We start from the raw sequence: 13,126 nt of genomic DNA on the forward strand, positions 1-13,126 counted from the left end.
CACGAGCGGCCGCCCGACCCCTTCGACCTGGCGACGGAGTACGAATCCCATGGCAGACACGCCCCATCGGTACACGGCCGCGCTGGCCGCCGACCTGGAAGCTCGCTGGCAGGACGAGTGGGAGAAGCTCCGCGTCTTCGACGCCCCCGACCTCGACGAGCGCCCGAAGGCCTTCGTCATGGACATGTTCCCCTACCCCTCGGGGGCTGGCCTGCATGTCGGGCATCCTCTCGGCTACATCGCGACCGACGTCTACAGCCGCTTCCTGCGGATGACCGGCCACAACGTGCTCCACACGCTCGGCTACGACGCGTTCGGCCTGCCGGCCGAGCAGTACGCGGTCGAGACCGGCATCCACCCGAAGGTCAGCACCGAGGCCAACATCGAGACGATGCGCCGCCAGCGCCGCCGCCTCGGCCTCGGCCAGGACGACCGCCGCGCCATCTCGACCATCGACCCGGGCTACTACCGGTGGACCCAGTGGATCTTCCTGAAGATCTTCAACTCCTGGTACGACCACGACGCCGGCAGGGCGCGGCCGATCGAGGAGCTCGTCGACGAACTGGCGACCGGCGCTCGCGCCACCCCTGACGGCGCCGCCTGGGCCGAGCTGGGGGAAGCGGCCCGCGCCGAGGTGCTCAACGGCCACCGTCTGGCCTACCTCGCCACCGCCCCCGTCAACTGGTGCCCCGGCCTGGGCACGGTGCTGGCCGACGAGGAGGTCACCGCCGACGGCCGGTCGGAGCGCGGCAACTTCCCCGTCTTCAGGACCCAGCTTCGCCAGTGGATGATGCGCATCACCGCCTACGCCGACCGCCTCATCGACGACCTCGACCTGCTCGACTGGCCCGAGCCCATCAAGGCGCAGCAGCGCAACTGGATCGGCCGGTCGCAGGGCGCCCGCATCGAGTTCGCCCTGCCGGGCACCGAGGAGCGGCTGGCCGTCTTCACCACCAGGCCCGACACGCTGCCAGGCGTGACCTTCCTGGCCCTGGCGCCCGAGCATCCGCTCGCCGCCCGGCTGGCGCCCGCGTCGTGGCCGGACGGCACGCCCGCCGCGTGGACGGGCGGCCACGCGAGCCCCGCCGAGGCCGTCGCGCACAGCACGAGCGCGGCCGCCTCCCGGTCCGACCTCGAACGCCAGGCGGGAGGCCGGGCGGTCAGCGGCGCCTTCACCGGCGCCTACGTCAGCCACCCCGCCGACGGGCGGCCGCTGCCGGTGTTCGTCGCCGACTACGTGCTGCCGTCGTACGGCACCGGCGCCGTCATGGGGGTGCCCGCCCACGACGAGCGCGACGAGCGGTTCGCCCTCGCCTTCGGCCTGCCCGTCGACACCTCCCCGCTGTCGGGTGACCCGTGGCCGCTGGAGACCAGGTACAAGCTGCGCGACTGGCTGTTCAGCCGCCAGCGCTACTGGGGCGAGCCCTTCCCGGTCGTCTACGACGCCGACGACGTCCCCCACCCGCTCCCAGAGTCGATGCTCCCCGTCGGCCTGCCCGACGTCGACGACTACCGGCCGCGCACGTTCGACCCGTACGATCGCGACTCGCGTCCCGAGACCCCGCTGACGCGCAGCCCCGAGTGGGTCACCGTCACCCTCGACCTCGGCCAGGGGCCGCGCGAGTACCGCCGCGACGTCAACACCATGCCCAACTGGGCGGGTTCCTGCTTCTACGAGCTGCGCTACGTCGACCCCGGCAACGAGCGGCGCCTCGTCGACCCGGAGCTGGAGCGCTACTGGATGGGCCCCGGCCCCGAGCGTCCCGCGGGCGGCGTCGACCTCTACGTCGGCGGCGCCGAGCACGCCGTGCTGCACCTGCTGTACGCGCGCTTCTGGCACAAGGTCCTGCACGATCTGGGCTACGTCTCCTCGCGGGAGCCGTTCCACAAGCTCGTCAACCAGGGCATGATCCAGGCCTACGTCTACCGTGACAGCCGTGGCTTCGCCGTACCGGCGGCCGAGGTCGAGGAGCGTGACGGCGCGTACGTGTACAACGGCGAGCCGGTCACCCGCACCCTGGGCAAGATGGGCAAGTCCCTGAAGAACACGGTGACGCCCGACGAGATCTGCGACGAGTACGGCGCCGACACCCTGCGCCTGTACGAGATGAGCACCGGGCCGCTCGAGGCCGCGCGCCCCTGGGAGACCAAGGCCGTCGTCGGCTCGCAGCGCTTCCTGCAGCGGTTGTGGCGCATCGTCGTCGACGAGGAGACCGGACGGGCCACGGTCGCCGACGTCGCGGCCGACGAGCCGACGCTGCGCCTGCTCGCCAGGACGACCGCCGAGGTGCGCGCCGACATGGAGGGGCTGCGCTTCAACACGGCCATCGCCAAGCTCATCTCCCTGACCAACCACGTCACCCGCTCCTCGGGTCCCACCCCGCGCGTGGTCGCCGAATCCCTGACGCTGCTGGTCGCCCCGCTGGCGCCGCACATCGCCGAGGAACTGTGGCACCGGCTCGGCCACGAGGGGTCCCTGGCCTACGAGCCCTACCCCACGGCCGACCCCGACCTGGTGGCCGAGGAGACGGTCACCTGCGTCGTCCAGGTCAACGGCAGGCTCAGGGGACGGCTCACGGTGCCGTCCGCCATCACCGCGGCCGAGCTGGAGAGCCTGGCCCTGGGCGATCCCGGCGTGCGGGCGGCGCTGGGATCGCGGCCGGTGCAGCGCGTGGTCGTGCGGGCGCCGGGGCTGGTCAACATCGTCCCCGCACGGTGAGCGGGGGTTGACCGCGGCCGCCTGAGGAAGGGACAGGTGTATGACGTATGAACCCGATGCCGCGCACCGCAGGCCGCAGGACGCCGCGGACACCACCGTCGAGGCGGTGGGCAAGCTGTCCGAGGCGCTGGAGACGGTCGAGCGGGCGCGCGGCCACCTGTACGCCTTCCACCAGCTCACCGGCCGGGCCGACCTGATGCTCGACACCGTGGTCGACCAGCTGAAACAGGCCGGCCACGGTGATCTGGCCGCGCGCATCGGCGCCGAGCTGATCGGCCGCGACGTCATCGAGGACCGCTGGACCTTCCAGATCGTGGAGGAGTACGACGACGGCTACTACGCCACCTTCCGCGAGCTGGAACGCGACGTGCGCGACCGCCTGCTCGACGGCCGCCGCCACGTCGCCGAGGCGGAGATGAAACGCCGCCGCCAGGGCGGCTGACCGCAAGGAGCCCGGTTCAGATCGGGCCGGGCCGGAATCCCGTCGTGCTCTCGCGGATCATCAGCCGGTAACCGGCCCGCATCTCCTTCGGCGGCCGGCCAGACCGGCCGTCGAGGCGGAGCTTGAGCAGGTCGACCGCCATGCCCGCCAGCTGCGCCTTGTCGGGTGCGACCGTCGTGAGCGTGGGCGTGCTGTAACGTCCGTCCTCGATGTCGTCGAGCCCCGCGAGCGCCACGTCCTCGGGGACACGCAGCCCCGAGGCGAGCACCGCGCGCATCGCGCCCAGGGCGAGCAGGTCGTTGAAGCAGAAGACCGCGTCGGGCGGCGACGGCGAGCGCAGCAGCCTGGTCATCGCGGCGGCGCCCTCCGCGCGCTGGTAACGCTCGACCTCGGCCGTGATCTCCACCAGGCCGTGGGCGGCGATCGCCTCGCGGTAGCCGGCCAGGCGCAGGGGAGAGGTGCCGCTGACGGACTGGTCCTGCACTCCCAGGGCGGCGATCCTGGTGCGGCCGAGGCCGATGAGGTGCTCGGTGATGTCGCGGGCGGCGCGCACGTTGTCGATGGCGACGTGGTCGGCGGGACCGTCGTAGATGCGCTCGCCGAGCAGGACCAGCGCCGTGTCGTCGGTGCGCGCGGCCAGCTCGTCGGCGCCGATCGAGATGGGACTGAAGATCAGCCCGTCGACGCGGTGGTCGCGCACGCCGTCGAGGACCTGCCGCTCGCGCCGCAGGCTGCCGTCGGTCTGCTCGATGACGACCAGCCAGCGGTGCTCGGCCGCGGCCTGGATGACGAACCTGGACAGCTCGGCGAAGTACGGCGCGTCGAGCTCGGGCAGGGCCAGGGCGATGACGCCGGTACGGCCCTGCCGCAGGTTGCGGGCCGAGAGGTTGGGCCGGTACCCGAGCCGGGTCAGGGCGTCCTCGACCTTGAGCCGGGTGGCGGGCGAGACGTGGGTGTAGCCGTTGACGACGTTGGACACCGTCTTGACCGACACTCCGGCCAGCTCGGCCACGTCCCGCAGGCTCGCTCCCATGGAAGTCGATGGTAAACGTTCCAGCCCCATTTACAACGTTGGAACAACGTTGTAGAAACACTGCAACACACGACCGCCCCCCGACGGAGAGGCCATCCCCTTGACGACTCGTGCCCGCCTCACCCTCGACCCCGCCTTCCGCGTCGCCCCGGTGGAACCGCGCCTGTTCGGCTCCTTCGTCGAGCACATGGGCCGCTGCGTGTACACGGGGATCTTCGAGCCGGGTCACCCGAGCGCCGGACCGGACGGCTTCCGCACGGACGTCCTGGAGCTGGTGCGCGAGCTCGGCGTCACGCTGGTGCGCTACCCGGGCGGCAACTTCGTCTCCAACCACCGCTGGGAGGACGGCGTGGGCCCGGCCGAGCACCGGCCCACCACACTCGACCTGGCCTGGCGCACCGTCGAGGACAACAGCTTCGGGCTGAACGAGTTCATGGCCTGGACCGCCAGGGCCGAGGTGGAGCCGATGATGGCGCTCAACCTCGGCACCCGCGGCGTCGCGGAGGCCCTGAACCTGGTCGAGTACGCGACCTTCCCGGCCGGGACCCGCTGGTCGGAGCTGCGCCGCTCGCACGGGGCCGACAAACCGCACGACATCCGCCTGTGGTGCCTGGGCAACGAGCTGGACGGCCCCTGGCAGATGGGCCACAAGACGGCCAGGGAGTACGGCAGGCTCGCGGCCGAGACGGCACGCGCGCTGAAGCGGTTCGACCCCACGCTCTCCCTGGTCGCCTGCGGCAGCTCCAACAGCTCCATCCCGACCTTCGGCAGCTGGGAGGCGCAGGTGCTGGAGGAGACCTACGACCTGGTCGACTACATCTCCCTGCACGCCTACTACGACCCCTCCGACGGCGACGCCGACTCCTTCCTGGCCAGCGCGGCCGACATGGAGCACATGATCCGCTCCGTCGCCGCCACCGCCGACCACGTCGCGGCCACGCTCCGCAGCCGCAAACGGCTCAAGCTCTCCTTCGACGAGTGGAACGTGTGGTACCAGAGCCGCTTCGGCGGCGAATCGTCACTCGACTGGGCCAGGCACCCCCGGCTCATCGAGGACCGCTACGACGTCACCGACGCCGTGGTCGTCGGCAGCCTGCTCATCACGCTGCTGCGCAACGCCGACCGGGTGGGCGTCGCCTGCCAGGCCCAGCTCGCCAACGTCATCGCCCCCATCATGACCGAGCCGGGCGGGCCCGCCTGGCGGCAGAGCATCTTCCACCCCTTCGCCCTGACCGCCCGCCACGCCCGCGGCGAGGTCCTGCGCGTGGAGCCGGAGGCGGCCACGATCGAGACCGCCAGGTACGGCGAGGTCCCGGCCGTGTGGGCGACGGCCACCCACGATCCCGCCACCGGGGCGATGACGCTGTTCGCCGTCAACCGCGACCGGGGCGCGGCCTGCGACCTGGACGTCGTGCTGCCCGGCGGGCTCGAACCCGTCGAGCACGTCGAACTCGCCGACGAGGACCCCTCCGCCGCCAACAGCGCGGCCCAGCCGTACCGCGTGGTGCCGCGCCCCGGCTCCGGCCTGCGCCACCAGGACCGCCTGGCCACGCTCACCCTCCCTCCGACCTCATGGACCATGGTTCGCTTCGCCGTAAAGGAGTAAGGACATGACGCACCACCTGAGCCGTCGCGGCTTTCTCGGCCTGACGGGGGCGGCGGGCCTGACCGCGGCCGTGGCGGCGTGCGGCGGAGGGACCAGGATCGGTTCCGGAGCCGCCTCGCCGACCGCCGCCGCGCCCACGTTCACCGGCGGTGAGTACGCCGGCCCCAAGGTCACCCTCAGCTACTGGAACGGGTTCACCGGCGGCGACGGCCCGCACATGCGCTCCATGGTCGACGCCTTCAACAAGCAGTACGCCGGGCGCATCGAGGTGCGCAACGTCACCCGGCGCTGGGAGGACCTCTACCCCGCCGTCCCGACCGCCATCACCGCCGGGAACGGCCCCGACGTGGCGATCATCCACAACGACTGGATCGGCACCTTCGCCGCCCGCCAGGTGCTCATCCCGCTCGACGACGTGGTGGGCGCGCTGGAGCTCACCGAGAGCGACTTCATCCCGGCCGTGTGGAACGCCGGCGTCTACGCGGGCAAACGCTACAGCGTGCCCCTCGACGTGCACTGCCTGGCCGACTACTTCAACGGCGCCCACCTGGAGAAGATCGGGCTGCAGGACGCGCCCGCCGACAAGGCGGGCTACGAGCAGGCGCTGTCCGAGCTGAAGAAGTCCGGCGTCGCCCACCCCTTCTGGATGCCCAACAAGTGGCCCGCGCACCTGATGTTCATGAGCCTGCTCTGGCAGCACGGCGGCGAGCTGTACAGCGAGGACGGCACCCGCGCCCTGTGGGGCTCCGAGCAGGGCGTGGAGGCGCTGAACTGGATGGTCCGCCAGATCGACGACGGCTACAGCCCCGCCAAGGTGGCCATCGACAGCCAGTACGCCGCCTTCAAGAACGGCCAGGTCAGCCTCACCTGGGACGGCATCTGGCAGATCAACGACCTCAAGGGCAACGCGCCGAGCCTGAAGTGGGGCCTGGCCGCTATCCCGAACATCGGCGGCACGGCGGCGGCCTGGAGCGCCTCCCACAACTTCGTCCTCACCGCCCAGGCGGGCAAGGACGCCAACAAGGTGCAGGCCGCCAAGGCCTTCGTCGACCACATGAGCCGCCAGTCCACCGAGTGGGCCAAGGCCGGCATGATCCCGGCGCGCAACTCCGCCAGGCAGGCGCCGGAGGTCGCCGGGCTCCCGCAGGTCAAGCTGGCCGCCGACGTCGGCATCTTCCACTTCCTGCCCGCCCTGCCCGGCGTGGGCGACGTGCAGAGCAAGGCGCTGGAGCTGGCGGTGGCCAAGGCCGTCCTCAAGCAGGCGAGCCCGGCGGACGCGCTGAAGGAGGGCGTGGCCACGGCGGACAAGCTCCTGGCCGACAACAAGCGGAAGTACGCTCAGTGAGCGGTGTGACGGCACGGCGCATGCGGTGGTGGACGCCGTACGCGTTCCTCGCGCCCTACCTGGCGCTGTTCACGGTCTTCATGATCGTGCCCATCGGCTTCGGGTTCTGGACCTCGCTGCACGAGTGGGACATCAACCTGCCCGCCAAGCCGTTCGTCGGGCTCGGCAACTACGCCGAGCTGTTTGACCCCGGCAGCGTCGACGGCGGGCGCTTCTGGACGGCGATGCGGGCCACGGGCATCTTCACCGTCGCCTCCGTCCCGATCCTCGTCGTCCTCCCGCTGCTGGTCGCGCTGCTGATGAACGGCCGGTTCGCCGGGCGCAACGTCTACCGCGCCGTCTACTTCGCGCCCTACGTGCTCGGGGTGGCCGTGGTCGGCCTGCTGTGGCGCTTCCTGCTCGACGGCAACATCGGCCTGGTCAACCACTACCTCGGGCTCGACGTGCAGTGGACCACGGACCTGCCGCCCGCGTGGATCGCCCTGGTGGGCGTGACCGTGTGGTGGACGCTGGGGCTCAACTCCGTCATCTTCCTGGCCGGGCTGCAGGACATCCCGCGCGAGCTGCACGAAGCCGCGATGGTCGACGGCGCGGGAGCGTGGCGGCGCTTCCTGGCGGTGACCCTGCCCGGCCTGCGTCCCGTCCTGGTGTTCGTGGTCAACGCCACCATCCTGGCCTCGGCGAACATGTTCGGGCAGTCCTACCTGATCACCGCCGGGGCTCCCGCCGACCAGACCAAGACCGCGATCTACCTGATCGCCGAGACCGGCCTGCGCCAGTTCGACATGGGAACGGCCTCCGCGATGAGCTTCATCCTTGCGGCGTTCCTCATGGCGGCCAGCGTCCTGGTGTTCGGCGCCTTCAGAGACAGGCGCAGACCATGACCCGAGACCTGCGCACCCTGCGGCGCGCGCTGCTGCACCTCGTCCTCGCCGTGATCGCGGCGCTCTACCTCAGCCCGCTGCTCTACATGCTGGTCACCTCGTTCAAGACCCGCGAGGCGGCCCAGTCGACCACGCCCCGATGGGTTCCCGATCCGGTGACCGCCGACGCCTACCGCGAGATTCTCACCAGTCCCGACAGCCCGGTCCTGACCTGGTTCCTCAACAGCCTGCTGGCCGCGACCGGGCACGCGGCGCTGGTGCTGGCCACCGCGGCGCCCGCCGCCTACGCCCTGGCCAGGCTGCGCTTCCGCCTGCGCACGCCGATCTTCTCGATGATCGTGGCGACGCTCTTCGTGCCCCCGGTGGTCCTGCTGATCCCCAACTTCCTCATCGTCAACGAGCTGGCCTGGATCGACAGCCTGCCCGCCGTCATCGTCCCGGCCGTGGCGGGCGCGTTCGGCGTGTTCTTCCTGCGCCAGTTCTTCCTCACGCTGCCCGCCGAGCTGGAGGAGGCCGCCGAGCTCGACGGGTGCAACCGCTGGCAGATCTTCGTCTCGATCGCGCTGCCGCTGTCGAAACCGGCGCTGGCGACGCTCTTCCTGCTGTCGTTCCTGGCCAACTGGAACGACTTCCTGTGGCCCATCTACGTGCTGCTGAGCCCGGAGGCGCTCACGCTCCCCGCCGGGCTCGGCAACTTCCAGGGGGCCAACAACATCCGCTACGACCTGCTGATGGCCGGAGCGGTGATCGCCAGCCTCCCGGTGATCCTTCTCTACCTCGTGGCCCAGCGATGGGTCATCGAGGGCATCTCACGCTCGGGCATCCGCGGCTAGCTGGGCATCAGGACCTTGTCGATGATGTACACGGTCGCGTTCGCCGTGGGCACGTTGCCGCAGACGACCTTGGCGTCGTTGACGGTGTAGGACTCGCCCGAGCCCTTGGCGCTCACCGTGCCGCCCTGCAGCGTGGTGAGCTCGGCGGCGGCCAGGTCGGCCGGCGCCTTCTTGCCCGCCACCACGTGGTAGGTGAGGATCTTGGTGAGCATGGCCTTGTCGGCCAGCACCTTGTCCAGCGTCTCCTTCGGGATGGCGGCGAAGGCGTCGTTCGTGGGCGCGAAGACGGTGACGTCCTTGGCGGAGTTGAGCGTGTCGACCAGGCCGGCCTGCTTGACCGCGGTGACCAGGGTCGACAGGACCGGGTTGTTCGACGCGGCGGTGGCCACCGGGTCGTCGGCCATGCCGGTGAAGCTGCCTTCGCCGTCGGCCGGTACGGCGGAGCAGGCCGATCCGAACGGCCCGTCCGCCATGGCGGGGCTCGACGAGGCGGCGGGCTTGGGCTCGGCGGCGGCGTTCTCGGCGCCACCGGAGGAGCAGCCCGTCACCATGACGAGCGCCGTGACGGCGGTGGCGAGGAAACCGATGCGGTGATTCATGGGATTCTCCTTGATTGCGGTTACTTGTGCGGTTGAGGGTGCGGTCACCTGACGGTGACCACGACCGAGTGCCGGCCGGTCGCCCCATCGGGGAACGGCGGGACCCGGGTGGCTGTCTGGGCGCGGCCGGTGCCGTCGGTCGCGCGGACCTGGAGGGTGTGGGTGCCCGGCTCGGCCTGCCAGGTCCACGACCACTGGACCCAGGTGTCGGCGCTGGGCACGGGAGCGAGCCGCGCCCGCTGCCAGGCGCCCTGGCCGGCGCGGACCTCGACGGCGGTGACGCCGCGGCCCTGGGCCCAGGCGACGCCGGCCACCGTCACGGGACCGGCGCGCAGCGTGGACAGCGGGGCGGGCACCTCGATCCTCGAGGCCGTCTTGACGGGCGCGTCGGTCGCCCAGCCGCGCCTGGTCCAATACGCCTGATCGGTGGAGTAGCGGGTGACGGACAAGTCGACCACCCACTTGGTGGCCGAGACGTAGCCGTACAGGCCGGGGACGACCAGGCGGGCGGGGAAGCCGTGCTCGGCGGGCAGCGGGCCGCCGTTCATGCCGACGGCGAGCATCGCGTCGCGCCCGTCGAGGACGGCGGCGAGCGGCGTGCTGCACGTCCAACCGTCGGCCGACCTGCTGAACAGCTGGTCGGCGCCGGCCGGGACGCCCGCCTCGCGCAGCAGGGCCGCCAGGGGCACGCCGAGCCATCGGGCGTTGCCCGCGTACGGGCCGCCGACCTCGTTGGAGACGCAGGTGAGGGTGATGTCGCGCTCGATCAGGCCGCGCCGGAGCAGGTCGTCCATGCCCAGGTCGAGGGTGCGCAGGCCGCGCACGCGCAGGCGCCAGGCGGCGGGGTCGAGGCGGGGGACCGAGAGGGCGGTGTCGACGCGGTAGAAGTCGGCGCCGGGGGTGGTGAAGGGGGACAGGCCGGGGATGGCCAGGTCGGCGCCGCGGGGCAGGGGCCTGGCGGGGCTGCTCGGGCGGGGCAGGGCGAGGCGCCGCGGTGGGGCGGCGGGGCTCAGCCGTACGGCCAGCCCGCCGACGCCCGCCAGCGCCACGACGCCCAGCCCGGCCCGCAACACCTGCCGCCGCCCGTGCGTGGAGTGTGCCGCGCCCGTGGCACCCCCGAGGGTGGTCAGCGCGGCCAGCGTGTAGGCCCCCGCGAGCGACCCCGCGAGGGCGGGCAGCAGGTCGAGCGGCACCCAGGCGGGCCGTGTCACCCCCGCGAGCACCCCGAGCAGCCCGAGGGCGCCCACGCCCGCCACCGCCGCCGTGCGCCGGTGGACGGCGAGCACCCCGAGCCCCGCCGCGAGGAGCGCCATCGTGAGCAGGATGCCGCCCACCAGCACGGCCTTGTCCGCCGTCCCGAAGGTCCGTACGGCGAACTCCTTCACGGGCGCCGGCGCCAGGTCGATGGCGACGCCACCCACAGCCACCACGGGCGACCCCTGCTCCCCGGTGACCCGCGCGACGAGTTCGGCCACGCCCAGCGCGGCGGCGAGCGCGGCAAGGCCTGCCCCACCTGCCCGGATAACGCGGCGTTCAAGTCGTCTCACGTTAGGTGTTCGGAGCGGGACGGCCCCCGGATTGGTCGGACTTTCACCAAGCGTGAGATCGCATCACCCATCCGTGATGTCCTCCGCTCCGAATGCACCGGTGACGAGGGACACAAGCGGACGGAGCAACCGATGACCGGCCCCGAGACACGACCGGAGCAAGCGCCACCGCGCGCGACCTCACCGGTCCCCGACCTGCTGGCCAGGGTGGGCAGAGGCGACCAGGAGGCCTTCTCCCGCCTCTACGACCACATCGCCGCCCCCCTCTACGGCGTCGTCCTCCGCGTCGTGCGCGACCCGAGCCAGGCCGAGGAGGTGCTCCAGGAGGTCCTGCTGGAGATCTGGCGGCTCGCGCCGCGCTACGAGGCGGGGCGGGGGAGCGCGATGGCGTGGATGACCACGATCGCGCACCGCCGCGCCGTGGACCGGGTGCGCTCGGAGCAGGCGAGCTCCGAGCGGGACGTGGCCGCGGGCCATCGGGCGATGGCGGGCCAGGACTACGACGTGGTGATCGAGACGGTCGCGGGCAAGCTGGAGCGTGAGAGAGTGCGGCGCTGCCTCGACACGCTGACGGAGTTGCAACGCCAGGTCGTGACGATGTCGTACTACGGTGGGTACTCGTATCCGGAGGTCGCCTCCCTGCTCACCACCCCCCTCGGCACGGTCAAGACACGGATGCGTGACGGCCTGATCCGCCTGCGCGACTGCCTGGGGGTGGAAGCATGAACGAGAACGTGCACACGCTGTCGGGCGCCTACGCGCTCGACGCTCTGCCCCCGGACGAACTGCGGGCCTTCGAGCGGCACATGACCCAGTGCCCCGACTGCGAGCGCGAGGTCAGGAGCCTGCGCGAGACCGCGGCGCGCCTGGCGGCGAGCGTGCAGCAGGCGCCGCCGCCGTCGTTGAAGGGGCGGGTGCTGTCCGAGGTCGGCAGGACGCGGCAGGCTTCGCCGATCGTGGCGGCCGCTCCCGACCGGCGCGCGGGCCCGCGCGGGCGCCTGACCGCCTCCCGCGTCACCGCCGCCGTTCTCGCACTGGCCGCGGTACTCACGGGCGTGTTGTTCCTGCGCGCCCAGGATCAGCTCGACGCGGAGCGGGTGACCGGCGAGCGGATCGCCGCCGTGCTGGCCGCCCCCGACACCCGCCGGGTCTCGGCGCGCGTCGGCGAGGCCACCGCCACGGCGATCTACTCTCCACGGAAGGCCAGCGCCGTCCTGGTCACCGCCGGGATGCGGGAACTGCCCGCGTCGCAGGACTACCAGCTGTGGCTCATCGGTGCCGACGAGATCCGTTCCGCGGGCCTCATGCCGGAGGAGCCCGCCCCCGTCCTGGCCACGTCGATCCGTGCCGGTGACCGCCTCGGCATCACGATCGAGCCCAGGGGAGGATCGCGGCAGCCCACGACCCGGCCGCTGGCCGTGCTGCCTCTGCCGTCGTCGTGAGATCGGGTTCGAAGCATCCGGCGGACGCACTCGCCTCGAAGGAACGAGGAAGGAGGTGCGCTCTGCATGGACCCGAAGGACGGTCGGCTCGACAACATCCTCGACGCGCTCGACACCCTCAGACCCGAGGTCGGCTACCGGGTGAAGGCCTTCCCCGAGGGGAAACGCTACGCCGTGCTCAGGCATCCCGGGGGCGGCAGGGCGATCGTGTTCGCCCACGAGCGGCAATGGGTCTGCCTGAGCGAGAGTGCTTCCGGCACCACGTCGCACACCGTGCTCGGGGGTGTCGGGGAGGCGCCGGAGGCCATCGCCGGACGGCTGCCGTCCATCGCGCCCGCCCCTTCGGCGCGGCGCTGGCCGCACACGCTGCTCGCCGTCGTGCTGGGCGTGATCTGCGCGGCCGGGGCGGCGATCCTCACGGCGTCGCTCCTGATCCTGCTGACGCGGGGTCAGCGCTTCGCCGAGGACGCGGGCGTGCACCGGCTGGTCATCCACGGTCTGTCGGTGGTCGCGGGCCTGGCCGCAGGAGGCTGGGCGGCCCGCGTCGTCTGGCCGCGGCGGCGGCGGGGGCGGGCGGGCGTGAGCGACCGCTGACTCCCCGCTTCCTTCGTGTTCTTTCGCGCCCATGTGCAACCGCTGTCACAGCCGCTGCGAAGGGACGTTAAGCAAGCTGAAC

Annotated in this window: 12 protein-coding genes; 9 read left to right on the forward strand and 3 right to left on the reverse strand. The window is 71.9% G+C overall.

The window, feature by feature from the left end; translation table 11 throughout:
* Positions 1–49: 49 nt before the first annotated feature.
* Complete coding sequence (locus HNR30_RS10585; protein ID WP_181609581.1) at positions 50–2,719, forward strand: leucine--tRNA ligase; 2,670 nt, start codon at positions 50–52, stop codon at positions 2,717–2,719.
* A 40-nt stretch (positions 2,720–2,759) separates the two neighbouring features.
* A complete protein-coding gene (locus HNR30_RS10590) occupies positions 2,760–3,161 on the forward strand; it encodes a hypothetical protein (protein ID WP_181609582.1) in 402 nt (133 codons plus the stop codon).
* A 16-nt stretch (positions 3,162–3,177) separates the two neighbouring features.
* On the opposite strand, the gene HNR30_RS10595 is transcribed toward HNR30_RS10590, so the two are convergent.
* A complete protein-coding gene (locus HNR30_RS10595) occupies positions 3,178–4,194 on the reverse strand; it encodes a LacI family DNA-binding transcriptional regulator (protein WP_181609583.1) in 1,017 nt (338 codons plus the stop codon).
* A 100-nt stretch (positions 4,195–4,294) separates the two neighbouring features.
* Between HNR30_RS10595 and arfA the strand changes: the two genes are divergently transcribed.
* From arfA to HNR30_RS10615, 4 genes are read left to right on the forward strand one after another with little or no spacing between them, the layout of a single operon-like run.
* Positions 4,295–5,800 carry an arabinosylfuranosidase ArfA gene (arfA, locus tag HNR30_RS10600; protein WP_181609584.1) on the forward strand — a complete coding sequence of 502 codons (1,506 nt, stop codon included), beginning with the start codon at positions 4,295–4,297 and terminating at the stop codon, positions 5,798–5,800.
* Positions 5,801–5,804: 4 nt separating this feature from the next.
* Positions 5,805–7,145 (forward strand): ABC transporter substrate-binding protein, encoded by a 1,341-nt coding sequence (locus HNR30_RS10605; RefSeq protein WP_181609585.1) that lies wholly within the window; start codon positions 5,805–5,807, stop codon positions 7,143–7,145.
* Positions 7,146–7,150: 5 nt separating this feature from the next.
* Positions 7,151–8,029, forward strand: coding sequence for a carbohydrate ABC transporter permease (locus HNR30_RS10610; protein ID WP_220133398.1), 879 nt, complete (start codon positions 7,151–7,153; stop codon positions 8,027–8,029).
* Positions 8,026–8,862 (forward strand): carbohydrate ABC transporter permease, encoded by an 837-nt coding sequence (locus tag HNR30_RS10615; protein WP_181609586.1) that lies wholly within the window; start codon positions 8,026–8,028, stop codon positions 8,860–8,862. The genes HNR30_RS10610 and HNR30_RS10615 overlap by 4 nt, the downstream gene beginning before the upstream one ends.
* On the opposite strand, the gene HNR30_RS10620 is transcribed toward HNR30_RS10615, so the two are convergent.
* A complete protein-coding gene (locus HNR30_RS10620; protein ID WP_181609587.1) occupies positions 8,859–9,461 on the reverse strand; it encodes a fasciclin domain-containing protein in 603 nt (200 codons plus the stop codon). The two genes, HNR30_RS10615 and HNR30_RS10620, sit on opposite strands and share 4 nt — an antisense overlap.
* A gap of 44 nt (positions 9,462–9,505) precedes the next feature.
* The gene (locus HNR30_RS10625) at positions 9,506–11,008 is read right to left on the reverse strand and encodes a molybdopterin-dependent oxidoreductase (protein ID WP_181609588.1); all 1,503 of its coding nucleotides are present in this window, start codon (positions 11,006–11,008) and stop codon (positions 9,506–9,508) included.
* A gap of 132 nt (positions 11,009–11,140) precedes the next feature.
* Between HNR30_RS10625 and sigK the strand changes: the two genes are divergently transcribed.
* From sigK to HNR30_RS10640, 3 genes are all read left to right on the forward strand, one after another.
* A complete protein-coding gene (gene sigK, locus HNR30_RS10630) occupies positions 11,141–11,734 on the forward strand; it encodes an ECF RNA polymerase sigma factor SigK (protein WP_181609589.1) in 594 nt (197 codons plus the stop codon).
* Entirely contained in the window at positions 11,731–12,450 is a 720-nt protein-coding gene (locus HNR30_RS10635; RefSeq protein ID WP_181609590.1) for an anti-sigma factor, read from the forward strand. Before sigK ends, HNR30_RS10635 begins: the two co-directional genes overlap by 4 nt.
* Positions 12,451–12,516: 66 nt before the next feature.
* Positions 12,517–13,044, forward strand: coding sequence for a hypothetical protein (locus tag HNR30_RS10640; RefSeq protein WP_181609591.1), 528 nt, complete (start codon positions 12,517–12,519; stop codon positions 13,042–13,044).
* Positions 13,045–13,126: the final 82 nt, after the last annotated feature.

The organism is Nonomuraea soli (assembly GCF_013761175.1).
Taxonomy (GTDB): domain Bacteria; phylum Actinomycetota; class Actinomycetes; order Streptosporangiales; family Streptosporangiaceae; genus Nonomuraea; species Nonomuraea soli.

What these genes read in the sequence shown, in the direction of transcription:
- HNR30_RS10585 (WP_181609581.1), top strand. Translation starts at nt 50, where the DNA reads ATGGCAGACACGCCCCATCGGTACACGGCCGCGCTGGCCGCCGACCTG.
- HNR30_RS10590 (WP_181609582.1), top strand. Translation starts at nt 2,760, where the DNA reads ATGACGTATGAACCCGATGCCGCGCACCGCAGGCCGCAGGACGCCGCG.
- HNR30_RS10595 (WP_181609583.1), bottom strand. Translation starts at nt 4,194, where the DNA reads ATGGGAGCGAGCCTGCGGGACGTGGCCGAGCTGGCCGGAGTGTCGGTC.
- HNR30_RS10605 (WP_181609585.1), top strand. Translation starts at nt 5,805, where the DNA reads ATGACGCACCACCTGAGCCGTCGCGGCTTTCTCGGCCTGACGGGGGCG.
- HNR30_RS10615 (WP_181609586.1), top strand. Translation starts at nt 8,026, where the DNA reads ATGACCCGAGACCTGCGCACCCTGCGGCGCGCGCTGCTGCACCTCGTC.
- HNR30_RS10620 (WP_181609587.1), bottom strand. Translation starts at nt 9,461, where the DNA reads ATGAATCACCGCATCGGTTTCCTCGCCACCGCCGTCACGGCGCTCGTC.
- sigK (WP_181609589.1), top strand. Translation starts at nt 11,141, where the DNA reads ATGACCGGCCCCGAGACACGACCGGAGCAAGCGCCACCGCGCGCGACC.
- HNR30_RS10635 (WP_181609590.1), top strand. Translation starts at nt 11,731, where the DNA reads ATGAACGAGAACGTGCACACGCTGTCGGGCGCCTACGCGCTCGACGCT.
- HNR30_RS10640 (WP_181609591.1), top strand. Translation starts at nt 12,517, where the DNA reads ATGGACCCGAAGGACGGTCGGCTCGACAACATCCTCGACGCGCTCGAC.